Annotated in this window: 15 protein-coding genes and 1 pseudogene; 11 read left to right on the plus strand and 5 right to left on the minus strand. The window is 70.2% G+C overall.

What is annotated here, in order from left to right; genetic code table 11:
- From ABTY15_RS15875 to ABTY15_RS15925, 11 genes and pseudogenes are all read left to right on the plus strand, one after another.
- A pseudogene (locus ABTY15_RS15875) lies at positions 1 to 135 on the plus strand (peptide ABC transporter ATP-binding protein); the annotation flags it as partial.
- Between the two features lie 180 nt (positions 136 to 315).
- A complete protein-coding gene (locus ABTY15_RS15880; protein WP_350587424.1) occupies positions 316 to 1,935 on the plus strand; it encodes a peptide ABC transporter substrate-binding protein in 1,620 nt (539 codons plus the stop codon).
- 72 nt (positions 1,936 to 2,007) lie between these two features.
- On the plus strand, positions 2,008 to 2,934 hold the full coding sequence (locus ABTY15_RS15885; protein ID WP_350587425.1) for an ABC transporter permease: 927 nt from the start codon (positions 2,008 to 2,010) through the stop codon (positions 2,932 to 2,934).
- A 76-nt stretch (positions 2,935 to 3,010) separates the two neighbouring features.
- Positions 3,011 to 3,925 carry an ABC transporter permease gene (locus ABTY15_RS15890; RefSeq protein WP_350587532.1) on the plus strand — a complete coding sequence of 305 codons (915 nt, stop codon included), beginning with the start codon at positions 3,011 to 3,013 and terminating at the stop codon, positions 3,923 to 3,925.
- Positions 3,926 to 3,941: 16 nt separating this feature from the next.
- The gene (locus tag ABTY15_RS15895) at positions 3,942 to 4,994 is read left to right on the plus strand and encodes an ABC transporter ATP-binding protein (protein ID WP_350587426.1); all 1,053 of its coding nucleotides are present in this window, start codon (positions 3,942 to 3,944) and stop codon (positions 4,992 to 4,994) included.
- The gene (locus tag ABTY15_RS15900) at positions 4,984 to 6,174 is read left to right on the plus strand and encodes an ABC transporter ATP-binding protein (RefSeq protein WP_350587427.1); all 1,191 of its coding nucleotides are present in this window, start codon (positions 4,984 to 4,986) and stop codon (positions 6,172 to 6,174) included. Before ABTY15_RS15895 ends, ABTY15_RS15900 begins: the two co-directional genes overlap by 11 nt.
- Before the next feature lie 407 nt (positions 6,175 to 6,581).
- The gene (locus tag ABTY15_RS15905; RefSeq protein ID WP_350587428.1) at positions 6,582 to 8,228 is read left to right on the plus strand and encodes a peptide ABC transporter substrate-binding protein; all 1,647 of its coding nucleotides are present in this window, start codon (positions 6,582 to 6,584) and stop codon (positions 8,226 to 8,228) included.
- Between the two features lie 89 nt (positions 8,229 to 8,317).
- A complete protein-coding gene (locus ABTY15_RS15910; RefSeq protein ID WP_350587429.1) occupies positions 8,318 to 9,262 on the plus strand; it encodes an ABC transporter permease in 945 nt (314 codons plus the stop codon).
- Positions 9,255 to 10,226, plus strand: a complete 972-nt coding sequence (locus ABTY15_RS15915) for an ABC transporter permease (RefSeq protein ID WP_350587430.1) — start codon at positions 9,255 to 9,257, stop codon at positions 10,224 to 10,226. The genes ABTY15_RS15910 and ABTY15_RS15915 overlap by 8 nt, the downstream gene beginning before the upstream one ends.
- A gap of 63 nt (positions 10,227 to 10,289) precedes the next feature.
- Complete coding sequence (locus ABTY15_RS15920) at positions 10,290 to 11,339, plus strand: ABC transporter ATP-binding protein (protein WP_350587533.1); 1,050 nt, start codon at positions 10,290 to 10,292, stop codon at positions 11,337 to 11,339.
- Positions 11,332 to 12,351 (plus strand): ABC transporter ATP-binding protein, encoded by a 1,020-nt coding sequence (locus ABTY15_RS15925; RefSeq protein ID WP_350587431.1) that lies wholly within the window; start codon positions 11,332 to 11,334, stop codon positions 12,349 to 12,351. The genes ABTY15_RS15920 and ABTY15_RS15925 overlap by 8 nt, the downstream gene beginning before the upstream one ends.
- A 96-nt stretch (positions 12,352 to 12,447) precedes the next feature.
- Here the strand turns inward: ABTY15_RS15925 and ABTY15_RS15930 are convergent, their stop codons facing one another.
- The 5 genes from ABTY15_RS15930 to ABTY15_RS15950 all read right to left on the minus strand — a co-directional run bounded on the left by ABTY15_RS15930 (position 12,448) and on the right by ABTY15_RS15950 (position 18,755).
- Entirely contained in the window at positions 12,448 to 14,169 is a 1,722-nt protein-coding gene (locus ABTY15_RS15930) for an ABC transporter family substrate-binding protein (RefSeq protein ID WP_350587432.1), read from the minus strand.
- 158 nt (positions 14,170 to 14,327) lie between these two features.
- Positions 14,328 to 16,712, minus strand: coding sequence for a peptidoglycan binding domain-containing protein (locus ABTY15_RS15935; protein WP_350587433.1), 2,385 nt, complete (start codon positions 16,710 to 16,712; stop codon positions 14,328 to 14,330).
- A gap of 240 nt (positions 16,713 to 16,952) precedes the next feature.
- On the minus strand, positions 16,953 to 17,411 hold the full coding sequence (locus ABTY15_RS15940) for a DUF6113 family protein (RefSeq protein WP_350587434.1): 459 nt from the start codon (positions 17,409 to 17,411) through the stop codon (positions 16,953 to 16,955).
- Positions 17,408 to 18,337, minus strand: coding sequence for an N-acetyl-1-D-myo-inositol-2-amino-2-deoxy-alpha-D-glucopyranoside deacetylase (gene mshB, locus ABTY15_RS15945; RefSeq protein ID WP_350587435.1), 930 nt, complete (start codon positions 18,335 to 18,337; stop codon positions 17,408 to 17,410). Before mshB ends, ABTY15_RS15940 begins: the two co-directional genes overlap by 4 nt.
- Positions 18,338 to 18,560: 223 nt before the next feature.
- Complete coding sequence (locus ABTY15_RS15950) at positions 18,561 to 18,755, minus strand: DUF2304 family protein (protein ID WP_350587436.1); 195 nt, start codon at positions 18,753 to 18,755, stop codon at positions 18,561 to 18,563.
- Positions 18,756 to 18,989 lie beyond the last annotated feature (234 nt).

Raw genomic sequence — 18,989 nt, forward strand, 5'->3', positions numbered from 1 at the left:
ACCCGCTGCTGGAAGGCGGAGGAGCGCTGCTCGACCGAGGTCCCGCTGCTGGCGGTGCCCGAGGTGCTCAGCGGCCCGGCCGCGCACCAGTCGGCGTGCCACTTCGCCGAGGTGCGGGAGACGGCCGCGGCCTGATCCCCGGTCCCCGTGACCTGCCCGGAAGGGCCCGTGGCCTCCCGCCACGGGCCCTTCCGGCGTTTCGTCAACTCCGGGCGACGGTGGGCGCACCCATCCGGGGGTACTCGACTCGCGCCGTCGCCGGGCCGCGCTTCTCATGGGGTGTGATGCGACACACACCATGAGGAGGGACCTTTCATGCCTTCAGGCACCCGTGCCCGTTGGGTCCTCGCCGCTGCGACATCCGTGGTCCTGGTGGCCACCGGGTGCAGCAGCAGTGGCGGGGGCGGCGGTTCGTCGGACACCAGCAAGACCTTCAGCTACCAGAGCAGCGAGCCGCAGAACCCGCTGCAGCCCGCGAACGCGAACGAGGTCGGCGGTGGTCGCATCATCCAGAACCTCTTCAAGGGGCTGGTGGACTACGACCCGAGCACCGCCAAGCTCCGGATGCAGGTCGCCGACAAGATCGACACCAGCGACTCCCAGACCTACACGGTCACCCTCAAGGACGGCTGGAAGTTCCACGACGGCACCCCGGTCCACGCCAACAACTTCGTCGACGCCTGGAACTGGGCCGCCACCACCAGCAACAACCAGATCAACAGCTCCTGGTTCTCCGACATCGAGGGCTACAAGGACGTCCACCCGGCCAGCGGGCAGCCGGCCACCACCAAGATGTCCGGCCTGACCGTCACGGACGACCTGCACTTCACCATCAAGCTGACCAACAAGGTCTCGTACTTCGAGTACAAGCTCGGCTACATCGCCTTCTCGCCGCTCCCGAGCGGCTTCTTCAACGACCCGTCCGGGTACGGGCAGAAGCCGGTGGGCAACGGGCCGTACCAGTTCGTCAGCTGGTCGCACAACCAGGAAGTGGTGACCAAGACCTTCCCGGACTACCAGGGCGTGGACAAGCCGAAGAACGGCGGCATCGTCTTCAAGATGTACAACACGTCCGAGGCCGCCTACGCCGACCTGCAGTCCAACAACCTGGACGTGATGGACCAGGTGCCCCCCTCCGCGCTGGCGACGTACAAGAGCGACCTCGGCGACCGGGCGGTCGACTCCCCGCAGGGCGCCATCCAGAACCTCGGCTTCTCGCTGTACCAGGCGGACTGGGCCGCGCCGGAGAAGGCGCTGGTCCGGCAGGGCATCTCGATGGCGATCGACCGCGACACCATCACCAAGACGGTCCTCCAGGGCTCGCGCAGCCCCGCCAGCGCGTGGGTCGCCGAGGGCGTCGAGGGCTACAAGGCGGGCCAGTGCGGCGACTTCTGCACGTTCAACGCCGACAAGGCGAAGCAGTTGATCACCCAGGGCGGCGGCGTCCCCAACAACAAGCTGACCATCGTCTACAACGCGGACGGCGGCCACAAGGAGTGGGTCGACGCGGTCTGCAACTCGATCCGGCAGAGCACCGGCGTGGAGTGCGTCGGCGACCCGAAGCCCGACTTCAAGACCGCCCGGGCGGCCATCACCGGCCACCAGGTCGACGGCATGTTCCGGACCGGCTGGGTGCAGGACTACCCGCTGAACGCCAACTTCCTCGCCGACGTGTACCGCACCGGGGCCGCGTCCAACGACTTCGGCTACAGCAACCCGCAGTTCGACCAGCTGTCCACCCAGGCGGACCAGGCCGACACCATCCAGGCCTCGGTGACCGGTTACCAGCAGGCGGAGGCCGTGCTGCCCAGCGGGATGCCCGCCATCCCGCTCTGGTACTACCGCACCAACTCGGGCTACTCCACCAAGGTCCAGAACGTGAAGTTCGACTCCTTCGGCAACCCGGCCTGGACCCAGGTCGAGGTCAAGAGCTGAGGCCCACCCCCGCGCCGGCCCCGCCCTCCCCGCACGGGGGGCGGGGCCCGGGCACCTAGGAAGGAGGCTCGGATGGGCAGTTACGTGCTGCGGCGGGTGCTGCAGATGATCCCCGTGTTCTTCGGGGCCACACTGCTGATCTTCCTGATGGTCTACACGTTGCCGGGCGACCCGGTCTCGGCGCTGTTCGGGCAGAAGGCCGCCGACCCCGCCGTCGTGGCCAACCTCAAACACAAGTACTACCTCGACCAGCCGGTCTGGAAGCAGTACCTGCACTACATGGGGAACCTCTTCCAGGGCGACTTCGGCACCAGCTTCACCGGCCGTCCGGTCAGCGACATCATGGCCGACGCCTTCCCGGTGACCATCCGGCTGGCGCTGCTGGCCTTCGGCTTCGAAGTGATCTTCGGCCTGCTGCTCGGCGTGGTCTCCGGCATGCGGCGCGGGAGCGTCCGGGACACGGCGGTCCTGATCCTCACCCTGCTGGTGATCTCGATCCCGGTCTTCGTACTGGCCTACATCGCCCAGACGGTCTTCGCGACCAATCTGGGCTGGGTCACACCAACGGTGCAGGACTCCACCGACATCTCCCAGCTGATCCTGCCCGCGATCGTGCTCGGCTCGCTCTCGCTCGCGTTCGTGGCGCGCCTCACCCGCACCTCCATCGGCGAGAACCTGCGGGCCGACTACATGCGCACGGCGGTCGCCAAGGGGCTGCCCCGGCGGACCATCGTCAGCCGCCACCTGCTGCGCAACTCGCTGATCCCGGTGGTCACCTTCCTCGGTACCGACCTCGGCGCGCTGATGGGCGGCGCCATCGTCACCGAGGGGATCTTCAACGTGCAGGGGGTCGGCAACGTCCTGTACCGGGCCATCAACCAGAAGGAGGGCCCGACCGTGGTCGGCATCGTCACCGTCCTGGTGATCGTCTACCTGGTCGCCAGCCTGCTCGTCGACCTGCTCTACGCGGTCCTGGACCCGAGGATCCGCTATGCCTGACGTGCACGACGAGAGTTCGTACGAGCGGCACCCCAAGCCCGGTGTCGACCGCCTCGACTACGCGGGCGAGCAGGGCATGGCGGTCGAGCAGGAGACCCTGGTCGAGGCCGACGTGGTCAAGCGGGAGGAGGCCCGCAGCCTCTGGGGCGACGCCTGGCGGGACCTGCGGCGGCGGCCGATCTTCCTGATCTCCACGGTGCTGATCGTGCTGCTGGTCCTGATCGCGATCTTCCCGTGGGCGTTCACCGACGCCGACCCGCGCAAGGCCGACCTGGTGCACGACTACCTCAAGCGGCCGGACTGGACGGACTTCTTCGGCGCCGGCTGGTTCGGCTACGACGCGCAGGGCCGGTCGATCTACGCCCGGGTGATCTACGGCGCCCGCGCCTCGATCACGGTCGGCATCTTCGTCACCGCCGGGGTCACCCTGCTCGGCGGGCTGACCGGCATGGTGGCCGGCTACTTCGGCGGCGGCGTGGACGCGGTGCTCTCCCGGATCATCGACATCTTCTTCGGCATTCCGCTGCTGCTCGGCGCCCTGGTGCTGCTGAACGGCTTCTCCAGCCGCACGGTGTGGGCGGTGGTCCTCGCGCTGGTCGTCCTCGGCTGGACCCAGATCGCGCGAGTGATGCGCGGCGCCGTCCTGACCGTCAAGCAGGCCGACTACGTGGTGGCCGGCCGGGCGCTCGGCGCCGGGACCGGGCGGCTGATGTTCCGCCACATCCTCCCGAACGCGGTGGCTCCGGTGATCGTGGTCGCCACCATCGCGCTCGGCGGCTACATCGCGACCGAGGCGACGCTGAGCTTCCTCGGGATCGGCCTCCAGGACCCGACCATCTCCTGGGGCATCGACATCTCCTCCGCCCAGAAGGTGATCCGCACGGCGCCGTACGTGATGTTCTTCCCGGCCGCGGCGCTCTCCATCACCGTGCTGGCCTTCATCATGATGGGCGACGCGGTGCGCGACGCCCTCGACCCGAAGCTTCGCTGAGCGAGGGGAACGCATCGTGACCACAGCTGAGGAAACCGCCAGGCCGAAGCGGGAGGCCCCGTACGAGGGGCCGCTGTTGGACGTGCGCGACCTGCACGTCGAGTTCGTCACCCGGGACGGCGTGGCCAGGGCGGTCAACGGGGTGAACTACAGCGTCCGGGCGGGGGAGACGCTGGCGGTGCTGGGTGAGTCCGGCTCGGGCAAGTCGGTGACCGCGCAGGCGATCATGGGCATCCTGGACATGCCGCCGGCCCGGATCCCGCGCGGGGAGATCCGCTTCCGGGGCCAGGACATGCTGAAGATGAGCAAGGAGGAGCGCCGGAAGATCCGCGGGCAGCGGATCGCGATGATCTTCCAGGACGCGCTCTCCTCGCTCAACCCCGTGCTGACCGTGGGCTTCCAGCTCGGCGAGATGTACCGGGCGCACCACGGGACGCCCCGCAAGGACGCGAAGGAGAAGGCCATCGAGCTGATGGACCGGGTGCGCATCCCCGCCGCCAAGCAGCGGGTGAACGACTACCCGCACCAGTTCTCCGGCGGTATGCGCCAGCGCATCATGATCGCGATGGCGCTGGCCCTGGAGCCGGACCTGATCATCGCGGACGAGCCCACCACCGCGCTGGACGTGACCGTGCAGGCCCAGGTGATGGACCTGCTGGCCGAGCTCCAGGCCGAGTTCCACATGGGGCTGATCCTGATCACCCACGACCTGGGGGTGGTCGCCGACGTCGCGGACAAGATCGCGGTGATGTACGCGGGGCGGATCGTCGAGACGGCGCCGGTGCACGAGCTGTACGCGCGTCCGGCCCACCCGTACACCCGGGGCCTGCTGGACTCCATCCCGCGGCTGGACCAGAAGGGCCAGGAGCTCTACGCGATCAAGGGCCTGCCGCCCAACCTGCTGCGGATCCCCGCGGGGTGCGCGTTCAACCCGCGCTGCCCGCGGGCGCAGGACCGCTGCCGGGTCGAGGTGCCGGAGCTGTTCCCGGTCACCGAGGAGGACGGAACCGAGCTGGCCGGGCGGGGCAGCGCCTGCTTCTTCTGGAAGGAGACCCTCCATGACCGCTAACGGGGCCAGTGCACTGGGGGCGGCGGTGCCGGAGGAGGTCGCCTTCGCCCAGCAGGTGCCGCGCGGCGAGCCGATCCTCGAAGTCCGGGACCTGGTCAAGCACTTCCCGCTCACCAAGGGCATCGTCTTCAAGAAGCAGGTCGGTGCGGTGAAGGCGGTCGAGGAGGTCAGCTTCGACCTGATGCAGGGCGAGACGCTGGGCATCGTGGGGGAGTCCGGCTGCGGGAAGTCCACGCTGGCCAAGGTGCTGATGAACCTGGAGCCGGCCACCGGCGGGTCGGTCCGGTACAAGGGCGAGGAGATCTCCCGGCTGTCGGGGGCGGGGCTGAAGGCGGTGCGGCGGAACATCCAGATGGTGTTCCAGGACCCGTACACCTCGCTGAACCCGCGGATGACGGTCGGCGACATCATCGGTGAGCCGTTCGAGATCCACCCGGAGGTGGCGCCGAAGGGCGACCGCCGCAAGGCCGTCCAGGACCTGCTGGACGTGGTCGGGCTCAACCCGGAGTACATCAACCGGTATCCGCACCAGTTCTCCGGCGGTCAGCGTCAACGCATCGGCATCGCGCGGGGGTTGGCGCTCAAGCCGGAGGTGATCATCTGTGACGAGCCGGTCTCCGCGCTGGACGTGTCCGTCCAGGCCCAGGTGATCAACCTGCTGGAGCAGCTCCAGGGCGAGTTCAACCTCTCGTACATGTTCATCGCGCACGACCTCTCGATCGTCCGGCACATCTCCGACCGGGTCGGCGTGATGTACCTCGGCAAGATCGTCGAGATCGGCACCGACGCGGAGATCTACGACCACGCCACCCACCCGTACACGCAGGCGCTGCTGTCCGCGGTGCCGGTGCCGGACCCGACGGCCCGGGAGAGCCGGGACCGGATCGTGCTCACCGGGGACGTGCCCTCGCCGGCCAACCCGCCGTCCGGCTGCCGCTTCCGCACCCGCTGCTGGAAGGCGCAGGAGCGGTGCGTGGTGGAGGTGCCGCTGCTGATCGCGCCCTCGTGGCTGGAGGGGCCGGCCCGGCACGAGTCGGCGTGTCACTTCGCGGCGGAGCGCGAGAACGGGCAGAGCGCGGCGGAGCGCGAGAACGGGCAGAGCGCGGCGGAGCGCGAGAACGGGCAGAGCGCGGCGGAGCGCGAGAACGGTGCCGGTGGGCCGGGGGGCGCCTCCGGGTAACGATTCGGTTGACGCCGCGCCGGCGGCGGGAGTTCAGGGCGCGTCCTCGGTCGAGGGCGCGCCCTGCCGTTGTGCTGCGGGAATGCCGCGAAAAAGATCATTACGCCACGTAAACGCGCGAATACCGGATCGCGGCGTTCGGTATTCGATGCCTGGAACGGATAATTCCGGATGCGAAATGCGGGAATTTGGCGACCATTGTCCGACCTGCCCTCGCGCGTAATTGAAAAGAGACGTGACGTGGATTCCACAAGTGGGGTCGGGTGATCGATAGTTGCTCTGCGCGTATCAGTGGTCACCTCGCCAACTGTGCGGTTCGGCCCTGAGATGTCGATCCCCGCCATGCCCGGCACACCGACTGGTGGGGCGCCGTTCGTTCGTAAGCCCCTAAAACGAGGAGCAGTTGAATGAGGCTCACCAAGACGATGCGTTTGACCGCGCTCGCGGCGTGTGCGGCACTGGCGATCTCCGCGTGCAGCACGAGTGACGACAAGAAGACCACGACGCAGGCGAGCGGCGGGACCGGCAAGACGGGCGGCTCGATCAGCATCGAGTCGGGTGAGCCGCAGAACGGTCTGGTGCCGCAGAACACGGCCGAGTCCGAGGGTGCCCAGGTGGAGAACGCGATCTTCGCCGGTCTGATCGACTACGACCCCAAGACCACCGCGCCCCGGCTGCGCGTCGCCGAGTCGATCGAGACCCAGGACGCCACGGTCTGGACGATCAAGCTCAAGGACGGCTACACCTTCCACAACGGGGAGAAGGTCACCGCACAGTCCTTCGTGGACGCCTGGAACTGGGGCGCCAACCAGGACAACGCCGCGCAGGGCATGCCGTTCTTCGACAAGATCCTCGGCTCTGACGAGCTGGCCCCGGGCAAGGACAAGAAGCCCACCGCCAAGGAGCTCAAGGGCCTGAAGGTCGTCGACGACAAGACCTTCACCGTCACCCTCAAGGCGCCGTTCTCGCAGTTCAAGACCATGCTCGGGTACAACGCCTTCTACCCGCTCCCGAAGGCGTTCTTCACCGACCCGAAGGCGTTCGGGGACAAGCCGATCGGCAACGGCCCGTTCCAGATGGACGGCGCCTGGGAGCACAACAAGCAGATCAAGATCAAGCGGTACGACGCCTTCCCGGCCTCGGACAAAAAGGCGAAGCTGGATTCGGTCACCTTCAAGATTTACGACAAGCTGGAAACGTCGTACAACGACCTGCGCGCGGGCAACATCCAGATCACCAACAAGCTGCCGATCTCCGCACTGGCGACCGTCTCCCAGGAGTTCGGCGACCGATACATCTACCGGCCGGAATCCGGTGTCGGTTACATCGGATTCCCGATCGCCACCAACCCGGCGTTCAAGAACCCGGACCTGCGCAAGGCGATCTCGATGGCGATCGACCGCGACGCGATCTGCAAGACGATCTTCTCCGGCACCCGCGTCCCCGCCTCCGACTTCATCAGCCCGATCATCCCCGGCTACCGCCAGGGCGCCCTCGGCGACGCCGCCAAGTACAACCCGGCGAAGGCCAAGGAGCTCTTCACCCAGGCCGGCGGCCTGCCCGGCAACAAGCTGGAGATCGGGTACAACGCGGACGGCGGCCACAAGGAGTGGATCGAGGCCGTCGGCAACCAGCTGAAGAACAACCTCGGCGTCGAGGTCACCTTCAAGCCGTTCGAGAAGTTCGGCAAGATCCTGGACGCGCTGGGCAAGAAGGAGTACTCGGGCGCGTTCCGCATGGCGTGGCAGATGGACTACCCGTCCATCGAGAACTACCTGCGCCCGATCTTCTCCAAGGTCGCGATCGAGAACGGCTCCAACTACGGCGGCTACGTCAACGAGGACTTCGAGGCGCTGCTCGACAAGGCGGACCAGGCGAAGACCGAGGACGAGGGCATCAAGCTCTACCAGCAGGCCGACGACGTCCTGGTCAAGGAACTGCCGTACATCCCGGTCTACACCTACATGCTCTCCTCGGCCTACACCAAGGACGTCAAGAACGTCGTGGTGGACGCGCAGAACCGGATCGACCTGGCCAGCGTCGAGCTCGCCTGACCCTCTCCTGATCGGCACGCCCCGATGGGCGGTGCGGGAAATCCCCGCACCGCCCGTCAGTGGCGTGCCCCGAACCGCGAGGAGGCCGCATGGGCCGCTACGTGGTCCGTCGGGTCATCCAGGCCATACCTGTGATCCTCGGCGCGACTTTCCTGATCTACGCACTGGTCTTCCTGCTGCCTGGCGACCCCATCCAAGCGCTGGCTGGTGAGCGGCGGACGGATCCCACCGTGGTGGCGATCCTGCGGGACCGGTACCACCTGGACGACCCGTTCTTCGTCCAGTACTGGAACTACCTGATCGGTCTGTTCAAGGGCGACTTCGGCCAGGACTACCGCGGCAACGCGGTGGTGGACGTGATGACGCGGGCCTTCCCGTACACCATCAACCTGGCGCTGACCGCGCTCTGCGTCGAGATGGTGGTCGGGGTGGTGGCCGGGGTGGTCGCGGCCCTGCGCCGCGGCCGGTTCATCGACAACCTGGTGCTGATCTCGACCCTGATGGTCATCTCGATCCCGACCTTCGTGATCGGCTTCGTGCTCCAGCTGCTGCTCGGGGTGAAACTCAACACCGACTACGGCATCGACTTCTTCCCGGTCTCGTTCAACGAGGAGGCCGGGTTCCGGTCGTACCTGCTGCCGGCCTACGTGCTGGCCTCCACCTCGCTCGCGTACATCGCGCGGCTCACCCGGACCAGCCTGATCGAGGTGATGCGGGCCGACTACGTCCGGACGGCGGTGGCCAAGGGGCTGAGCCCGGTCCGGGTGGTGGTGCGGCACGGGCTGCGCAACGCGATGATCCCGATCGTCACCTTCCTCGGTATGGACCTCGGCGGGCTGATGGGCGGTGCCGTCATCACCGAGGGCATCTTCAACATCCCCGGCATCGGACACCAGCTCTTCCAGTCCGTCTACCTGCGCGAACGCACCATCGTGGTCGGCATCGTGAGCGCCCTGGTGATGGTGTACCTGTTCACCAACCTGGTGGTCGACCTGCTCTACGCCGTTCTTGACCCGAGGATCCGCTATGAGTGAGCCGACGAAGAACGACGACGCGACGGTGTCGATCCCCGCCCAGGCCGCCGGTACGGCCACCGCCCCGGCACCGGCCCCGGCCGGCCGGGGCGGCAAGGACGGCAAGGAGCGGGTCGCCAGCCTCTGGACCGACGCCTGGTACGACCTGCGGCGCAATCCGCTGTTCATCATCGGCGGGCTGCTGGTGCTGTTCATGGTGGCGCTCTCGGTGGCCCCGGGGCTGTTCACCGACAAGGACCCGAACTCGGCCGGGTTCTGCGACCTCGCCTCCTCGCTGAAGCGCCCCTCCGCCGACCACTGGTTCGGCTTCGACGTCCAGGGCTGCGACATCTACACCCGGACGGTCTGGGGCGCCCGCAACTCGATCATCGTCGGCATCCTGACCACCTCGCTGGTGGTCCTGGTCGGCGGCGCGCTGGGCCTGCTGGCCGGCTGGCTGAGCGGCTTCTGGGACAGCCTGCTCTCCCGGATCACCGAGATCTTCTTCGCGATCCCGCTGCTGCTCGGCGGCATGCTCATCATGTCGACCTGGCAGAAGGGCAACGCCTGGACGGTCTCGGCGGTGATGGCGGTGCTCGGCTGGCCGCAGATCTACCGGCTGATGCGCTCGGCGGTCATCTCCAACAAGCACAACGACTACGTGGTCGCGGCCCGCGCGCTCGGCGCCGGCACCGGACGGATCGTCACCCGGCACATCCTGCCGAACGCGGTGGCCCCGGTGATCGTGGTCTCCACCATCAACCTCGGTGTCTTCATCGGCGCCGAGGCCGCGCTGTCCTACCTGGGCATCGGCATCCAGTCCCCGGCGATCTCCTGGGGTCTGATGATCAGCGACGCCCAGTCCCGCTTCCTGAACGCCCCGCACGTGCTGCTCTTCCCGGCGGCCGTGCTGAGCATCACCGTGCTGGCGTTCATCATGCTCGGCGACGCGGTCCGCGACGCCCTCGACCCCAAGCTGCGCTGAGGAGGGCCGCGAACCATGGCTGACCTGACGAAGCCGTCCGGCACCAGGGACGGCGGGCCGCGGATGGACGCGGTGGAGGTGATCGGCGGACGCCGGGAGAACCTGGAGCCGGGCACGCCGCTGCTGGAGGTCGACGACCTGCACGTCGAGTTCGTCACCCGGGACGGCGTGGCCAAGGCCGTCAACGGGGTGAGCTACTCGGTGTCGGCGGGCGAGACCCTGGCGGTGCTGGGCGAGTCCGGTTCGGGCAAGTCGGTGACCGCGCAGGCGATCATGGGCATCCTGGACATGCCGCCGGGGCGGATCACCGCCGGCCGGATCCTGTTCCGCGGCGAGGACCTGCTGACCATGGGCGCCAAGGCCCGGCGGGCGGTGCGCGGCCGGAAGATCGCGATGATCTTCCAGGACGCGCTCTCCTCGCTCAACCCGGTGCTCAGCGTGGGCTACCAGCTCGGCGAGATGTTCCGGGTGCACCAGGGCGCCACCCGCAAGGAGGCCAAGGAGAAGGCCATCGAGCTGATGGAGCGGGTGCGCATCCCCGCCGCCAAGCAGCGTGTGGGCGACTTCCCGCACCAGTTCTCCGGCGGTATGCGCCAGCGCATCATGATCGCGATGGCGCTCTCCATGGAGCCCGACCTGATCATCGCGGACGAGCCCACCACCGCGCTGGACGTGACCGTCCAGGCCCAGGTGATGGACCTGCTGGCCGAGTTGCAGAACGAGTTCCACATGGGGCTGATCCTGATCACCCACGACCTCGGCGTGGTCGCCGACGTCGCGGACAAGATCGCGGTCATGTACGCCGGGCGGATCGTCGAGACCGCGCCGGTGCACGAGCTGTACGCGCGTCCGGCCCACCCGTACACCCGCGGGCTGCTCACCTCGATCCCCCGGCTGGACCAGAAGGGGCAGAACCTCTACGCCATCAAGGGCCTGCCGCCCAGCCTGCTGCGCATCCCGCAGGGCTGCGCGTTCAACCCGCGCTGCGACCGGGTGCAGGACCGCTGCCTGACCGAACTCCCGGCGCTCGTCCCGGTGTTGGACGCCGACGGGGCCGATCTGCCGGGCCGCCGCAGCGCCTGCCACTTCTGGAAGGAGACCCTCCATGGCTGAGGCCATCCTGGAGGTCCGGGACCTGGTCAAGCACTACCCGCTGACCCAGGGCATCCTCTTCAAGAAGCAGGTCGGCGCGGTCAAGGCCGTGGACGGCATCTCCTTCGACCTGGTGAAGGGGGAGACGCTGGGCATCGTGGGGGAGTCCGGCTGCGGGAAGTCCACGCTGGCCAAGGTGTTGATGAACCTGGAGCGGGCCACCGCCGGCGAGGTGCGCTTCAAGGGGCAGGACATCACCCGGCTGTCGGGGGCGGGGCTGAAGGCGGTGCGGCGGAACATCCAGATGGTGTTCCAGGACCCGTACACCTCGCTGAACCCGCGGATGACGGTCGGCGACATCATCGGTGAGCCGTTCGAGATCCACCCGGAGGTGGCGCCGAAGGGTGACCGTCGCAAGGCCGTTCAGGACCTGCTGGACGTCGTGGGTCTGAACCCGGAGTACATCAACCGGTATCCACACCAGTTCTCCGGTGGCCAGCGCCAGCGCATCGGCATCGCCCGGGGGTTGGCGCTCAAGCCGGAGGTGATCATCTGTGACGAGCCGGTCTCCGCGCTGGACGTGTCCGTCCAGGCGCAGGTGATCAACCTGCTGGAGCAGCTCCAGGGCGAGTTCGGGCTGTCGTACATGTTCATCGCGCACGACCTCTCGATCGTCCGGCACATCTCCGACCGGGTCGGCGTGATGTACCTCGGCAAGATGGTCGAGATCGGGACGGAGGACGAGATCTACGCCCACCCGACCCATCCGTACACGCAGGCGCTGCTGTCCGCGGTGCCGGTGCCGGACCCGACCGGGCGGGAGCAGCGCGAGCGCATCCTGCTCAGCGGCGACCTGCCGTCCCCGGCCAACCCGCCGTCCGGCTGCCGCTTCCGCACCCGCTGCTGGAAGGCGGAGGAGCGCTGCTCGACCGAGGTCCCGCTGCTGGCGGTGCCCGAGGTGCTCAGCGGCCCGGCCGCGCACCAGTCGGCCTGCCACTTCGCGGAGGTCCGGGACGTGATCGGCGCTGGCTGACCGGGCCGGCCGAGACCGCCGGGCCCCGGGTGCGTCCGCACACCCGGGGCCCGGCTCCGTCCGGCGGGCCGGCCGGGACGGCCCAGGAGGGCCGGCTCACTTCTCGAAGCCGACGTTCTCCCAGACGATGTCGGACAGGCCCTGCGCGCCGATGTTGGCGAGGTTGGCGCGGGCGCCGTACAGCTGCGGGCGCTGGTAGAGCGGGAGGATGCCGGCCACCTTCCACAGCTCGCCGTCGGCCTGGTTGATGGCCTCGAAGGCGGTGGCGGCGTCGGTGGCGGCGGAGGCCCGGTCGAGGGCGGCGTCCACCGCCGGGCTGCCCGCGCCGACGTGGTTGGTGCCGCCGTTCTGGGCGAAGTTTGAGCGGGTGCCGGTGGCCGGGAAGGGCGTGCCGAGCAGTGAGTAGGCGGTGATGTCGAAGTCGTTGCGGTTCACGTACTTGTCGAAGAACTCGTTGGCGGCCGCGGTCACGGTGGTGACCTTGATCCCGACGTCCTTGAGCATCCTGGTGGCGCTCGCGGCCTCGTTCTGGGCCTGGGTGACCCCGGCCGGGATGACCATCCGCAGGTTCAGTTCGCGGCCGTCCTTCTTCCGCACGTCGCCGTCCAGCTTCCAGCCGGCCGCGTCCAGCTTGCGGGCGGCCTCGGTGGGGTCGTAGCGGCTGAGGCCGAGGGAGTTGTCCCGGTAGGCGTTCTGGTTGGCGACCAGCAGGTGGTTGTTGAGCGGGACGGCGGGCCAGTCCAGGCCGTTGAGGTCGGAGCGGATGACGGCGTCCCGGTTGATCGCCTGGAAGACGGCCTGGCGGACGGTGGCGTCGCTGAGCAGCGGTGTCCGGGCGTTCAGGGTGAACTGCCGGAAGTCCGGCCCGCCGGCGCGGCGCACGGCGGCGCCCCTGGTGTTCCGGATTGTCTGGTAACCGGCCACGTCCGGGCCGTTGTTGTAGAGGTCGATGTCGCCCTTGGCGAAGGCGGCGGCCATCGTGTTGGGGACCATCGCATGGAAGACGATCTTGTCCAGCATCGGCTTGTCGCCCCACCAGGAGGGGTCGGCGACCAGGGTGACGGTCTGCGCGGCGCGGTCCAGCTGCTCGACCTTGAACGGGCCGGCGGTGACCGGGATCGCGTCCAGGTAGGCGGTGTTGAACAGCTCCGGGGTGGCGAGCCGGCTGGCGGGCAGCAGCGGAGCGTTGGCGGCGCCGTTGAACATCGACTGCCACTCGGAGAACGGCCGGTCGAAGGTCATCACGGCCTGGAAGTCGTCCTTGCCCCGCTCGACCGAGGTCACCAGCTCGAAGCCGGTGCTGCTGGACGGTCGGTAGGCCGGGTCCTTCCCGTTCAGGGCGCGCCAGTTGGCCTCGATGTCGCGCCAGGTGATCGGGGTGCCGTCGGACCAGTGCGCCTTCGGGTTGAGCGTCCAGGTGACCACCTGGTGGCCGTCCTTCAGTTCGGCGTGCGCGTCCTGGAGGTAGGCCGGGTTGACGGTCTGGGTACCGGCCGCGTCCGAGCGGAAGAAGGTGGGCAGCAACGGCTTGGTGACGCTGATGGTCGAGGACTCGCTGCCGTCGTTGTGGATCGGCGACCACTGGTGGGAGAACTGGGCGATCGCCATGTTCAGGGTGCCGCCCTGGCGTAGCTGGGAGCGGTCGCGCGGGTTGATGTCCACCGCGGTGAGCTTGGGCGCCTGTGCGGCGGTCGGCACCGCCTCGCCGGCGGCGCTGCTGCTGTCGCTGCCGGAGCCGCAGGAGCAGAGCGTCAGCGAGAGCGAGACGGCGGTGAGACCGGCGAGCAGAGCCGTCCGGTGGTGGAGGCGGCGGCTCATCGGCGTGCTCCCCGAGGTGGATGTGGCGGAAGGTGTGGCGTCACATCTTGCTGACCGGAGGGGGGAGTTGTCGAGTGGCGGGCCGGGACCTCCGGATGGGGGAGGCCGGCCCGCCGCTCGGCGGCGTGCGGGTGGGTCGGGCGGCAGGCCGAACCCGGTCAGGCGACGGTGAACTTGACGGTGCGGTCCTTGTCGCCGCTCTTGTCGATCACCGAGATGACGGCGTCCGCGACGTCCTGCGGGGTGATCGCGACGGTCTGGCCGTTCTTCTTGATCTTCACCTTGTCGAAGACGCCGTTCAGCTGGGCGTTCAGCGCGTCTAGGTCCCACTTGGGCACGATCTTGCCGGACGCGTCCGGGACCAGCGTGAGCGCCTTGGCCGCGGTCTGCCGGCCGAAGTCCCACTTCTTGGTGGTGCCGGCCAGGATGTGCACGTTGCCGTTGACCACGGACTTGCCGAGGCTGTCGGCGGCGGCCTGGAGGGCCTGGGTGGAGATCTTGGGCTGGGCGGCCGTGACGGCGAGGGCGACCGGCTGCTCGGGCTTGCCGGCGGCGCGGTCCCGGTAGGCCTGCTCGACCGCGTCGACGGCGCTCGCCGAGTCCACCGCCTGCCCGGCCCGGCCGGGCACCACGACGGGGTCGCCGTTGTCGCCGAACTTGACGTAGCCCTCCTGGAGGCCCTGGCCCGAACCGGCGGCCAGGGTGTCCAGCGCGGCCTTGAGCTTGGCCCGGTCGACCTTGACCTCCGGCGCGACCGTCTTGGTGCCGCCCTTCAGCGACTTGATGACGTCGACCGGGCTGTAGCTGTGCTGGGTGAGGCCGTCCACGGTGCCCGTGGTGTCGAAGGCCAGCCCGGCGACGGTCGGGTCGAGGTCCAGCGTCTGGTCGCCGACCTTCAGCTTGAGCGGCTGCTGGCCGACCTTGCCGACGCTCTCGTCGAGCTGGTGGATCGCCTGGTCGCGGCTGCTGCCACCGATGTCGGTGCCGAGCACCACGGTGCCCTTGGGGACGTCGGACTGGTTCAGCATCAGGCCGGTGCCGTACGCGGCGGCACCGAGGAAGAGCACACCGCCGATGCCGTAGACACCGAGCTTGACCAGCTTCTTGCCGGCGCCGCCCTTGGCCTTGGCCTTGGCGGGCGCGGCCTTGGTGGGCTGCGGTGCGGCCGGAGCCGGGGCGGGCTGGGCCTCGCCGGCCTCCGGGCGCGGGCCGGGCGGGGGCACCGGGAGCGGGGTGAACTCGGTGGCCTCCGGGTCCTGGCCGGGCTGGCGGGACCGACCGGGGGCGGGGGCGAACGGGTCGCCGGGGGCGCCGGGCGCACCCGGGGCACCGGGGAACAGCCCGCCGGGGGCGTCCGGCCCGGGGGCGCCGGGGCGCGTGCCGGCCGGGCGCTGGGCGGCGAACGGGTCGGCGCCGGCCGGGGCCGAGGCGAACAGGCCCGGCTGCGGGCGGCCGTCGCCACCGGGCGCGGCGCCGTTCTGCGGCAGGCTGGATATGGCGGCGGGCGGCGGACCGTCCTCGCGGATCGGCTCGAAGCCGTCCACCGAGGTGTCCTCCGCGCTCGGCTCGCCGGGCGCGGCCGGGCGGCCGGCCGCCGGGCCCTGCGGACGGGTGTCGGGGCGCTGGCCGTTCTGCGGACGCCGGCCGTTCTGAGGGCCGCCGCCGCGCGGGCCGCGCCGGCCGCCGTCGGGCCCCGCCGGGGCGAAGGGGTCGGCCGGGGCCGGGGCGAACGGGTCGACGGGCTCGTACACGCCGGGCTCCTCCGCCGGGGCCTGCCCACCGCGACCGGCGGCGAACGGCGCGGCGGGCGCGCCGTTCGCGCCGGAGCGGCGCGGGGCGGGCGCCGAGGCGGCGGCCGGGTTCGACGACTGGCCCTGGGCGGGCAGCGGGCGGCCGTTCGACCGGGCCGCACCCGGAGCGGGGGCGCCCGCCGGGCCGGCACCGTTCGGACGGGTGCCCGCCGGGCGCGCGGCCTTCGGGCGGGCCTCGGCGGCACCGTTCGGCGCGGCCGGGGCCTCCGGCGCGGCCGGCGCGCCGGCCGGGACGGGCTCGGCGACCGGCGCGCCCTTCTTCTGCCGGGGCCGGAACCAGGCGCCGGTGGACTCGGACTCGGAGGTCGCCGGCGGGATCGGCGGGATCTCCCACTCCGGCGGCAGGTTGGGCGGCGTGGCGGTGCGGGCGGCGCCGCCGTCCACCACCCCGAGGACGGGGGAGGTGGCGGCGGAGCGGTGGCGCGGGCCGCCGGGCTCGGCCGGCGGGGCGTCCTCGCCCGGGCCGTCCTCGTTCTTGACGGTGCTGCGGACCACGACCGGCGGAATCGGACGCGAGCCGGGGATGTTGATCCGCACCCGGGTGGTCAGGGTGGTCTCGGTCTTCGGGGTCTCGTCCTCGCCGCCCGACGCGGCGCCCTGGGCGGCACCGGCCGCGGCCCGGTCGCCGCCGGGCAGACCCGGTGTGCCGTAGGGCGGGGTGCCCGACGGGTAGGCGTCCGGACCCGTGCGCCGGGGCGTCGGGTTGGCGTTGTCAGATTCGCGGCTGCTCAATGCTGCTCTGCTCCGGGTTCGCGGGCGGGCCGTGCGGCGCGACCGCGGTTCGTGGTCGCCGGGCCTGGAAACGGGCGGCGGTCGGGTACGGCGTTCTGCGGCACCACCATACTGGGAAGAACTGAGCGGCGAACGGGTTCGGACAGATCCTGATACGTCCGGTTCCTCCGTTATGAGAGTACGGCCGTGTGGTCCTGACTGCGCGTCGTGCGCGGGCCGGTACGCCGGGTCCGGCCGGGGTCAGCGCGGCGGGCCGGGCACGCCCGGGAACCAGCTGGTACGGGTCGGCAGGGTGGCGCAGATCACGCCCAGCACCGAGCCCGCGAACAGCCAGCCGAGCGAGGTCGCGTTGGACCACAGCACGTTGTCGCCCTCCGGCCGGGGCACGATCATCAGCAGCATCGCCAGGAACCAGCCGGCCGCGGGCACCGCGGCGCCGAGCCGCGTCCCGGTGATCCGCAGGCCGCCGTAGAAGGTGCCGGCGGTCGCGGCGAGCGCCAGCAGAACTCCCACGGGCGGCCACAAGGCCTGCACAAAGGATCCGCAAACCGACACCGCGACGCCCAGCGGGAAGAGCAGGACGTACGCGGCGATCCGGCCGGTGAGCGGGGGTTGGGCCTCGGCGAGCCGCTCCTCGCGGGTGCCGAGGAGGTTCGCCGGGAACGAGCGGCGCGGCGGCGCGTCGGCGGGCTCGGTCATCGGGCGCTCTCCTCGGTGGCGGCGGCACGGGTGGCGGCGGTCGGCGCGGTGTCGTCCAGGCCTGCGAACAGGTCGGTCTCCGGCCGGTCCGGCCCGGCCTGGCCGCGCACCAGCTGGTAGTACTCGGTGGCGATCAGCGGCTGGCCGAGGTCGTTGGAGAGTGCGAAGAAGGCGCCGTCCACGGTGATCTGGGTGGCGTGCGCGGCCATCGCGGCCGCCTTCCGCCCGGCGTACCCGGCGCCGTCCAGCACGGTGGTGACCAGCGCGTCGTCCACCACCCCGGGGACGTCGCCCGGCTCCGCGACGCCCGGGAACGGCGCCTCGGCGGCGGTCTCGGCGAGCCCGGCCTCGATCACCGAGCGGGGCATCCGGTTCCAGTACACCTTGGCGATCCGCCAGGCCGGGCCCAGCTCCGGGCGGTGGGCGGGATCGGCCGCCAGCTCGTACGCACGCATCGCGACCCGGTGCGCCTGGATGTGGTCCGGGTGCCCGTAGCCGCCGTTCTCGTCGTAGGTGACCAGCACCTGCGGGTGGACCTCGCGGATCACCGCCACCAGGTGGCCGGCCGCCTCGTCCACGTCGGCACGCCAGAAGCAGCCGGGCACGTCGTTGTCCGGCACGCCCATCATCCCGGAGTCGCGGTAGCGCCCGGGGCCGCCGAGGAAGCGGACGTCCTCGACGCCGAGGGCGCGCATGGCCCCGGTCAGCTCGCCGATCCGGTACTCGCCGAGGGTGTCTTCCCGATCGGCCGTCAGGTGGGCCAGCTCCGGCGGGATCACCTCGCCGCCCTCGCCGAGGGTGCAGGTCACCAGGGTCACCCGGGCGCCCTCGGCGGCGTACCGGGCCATGGTGGCGCCGTTGCCGATCGACTCGTCGTCGGGGTGCGCGTGCACCAGGAGCAGGCGGCGGCCGGTAGTCGCGGTCATGGGAGGAAGCCTAGGGCCTGTCGCCACACTCCCGTCGTCCGCCCGGAGGGCGGGCTGGGCGCCGTTGGGGTGCGTGCATCGCAAGGCGGAGGAGGGAGCCACTGCGGAGCATTGGCGACCGACGACAACGCGGCGAGGCGCGTGCCCCGGCGTCGCCCAGCAGGCGGGAGTGTGGCGACAGGCCCTTGCCACCGGCCGGGCGGGCCTTCGGGAGGGCGGGGGGCTAGAGCTTCAGGCCGTTGATCATCCCGGCGAGGTTGCTGGTGACCTGGCTGATCGACGGGGCGATGGAGCTGGACGCCAGGTAGAAGCCGAGCAGCGCGCAGATGATCGCGTGCGCGAGCTTCAGGCCGGAGCGGCGGATCAGCACCACCACGATGACCAGCATCAGCACGGCTGCGGAGATGTTCATGGCCATGTCGGCTCACACCCCTTTTCGGGTGCGCCGCCCGTTGGGGAAGGCGGCGGTAGGACGGTGCGGGACTTGCGACGGGGGACCGGGGCCGGGACGGGCCCGACGATCACCCGCCTGACCAGTCATACCCGATGGGTGAGCGGAGCATTACGTTCGGTGAGTCTCCGCGCGCCGGGGCACGGTGGCACCGGTGGGGCGCATGGGCCGGTCGGAGGGGGTGCGGACCTCTTTGGGGCG

It is taken from the genome of Kitasatospora sp. NPDC097643, assembly GCF_040302625.1.
Lineage (GTDB): Bacteria > Actinomycetota > Actinomycetes > Streptomycetales > Streptomycetaceae > Kitasatospora.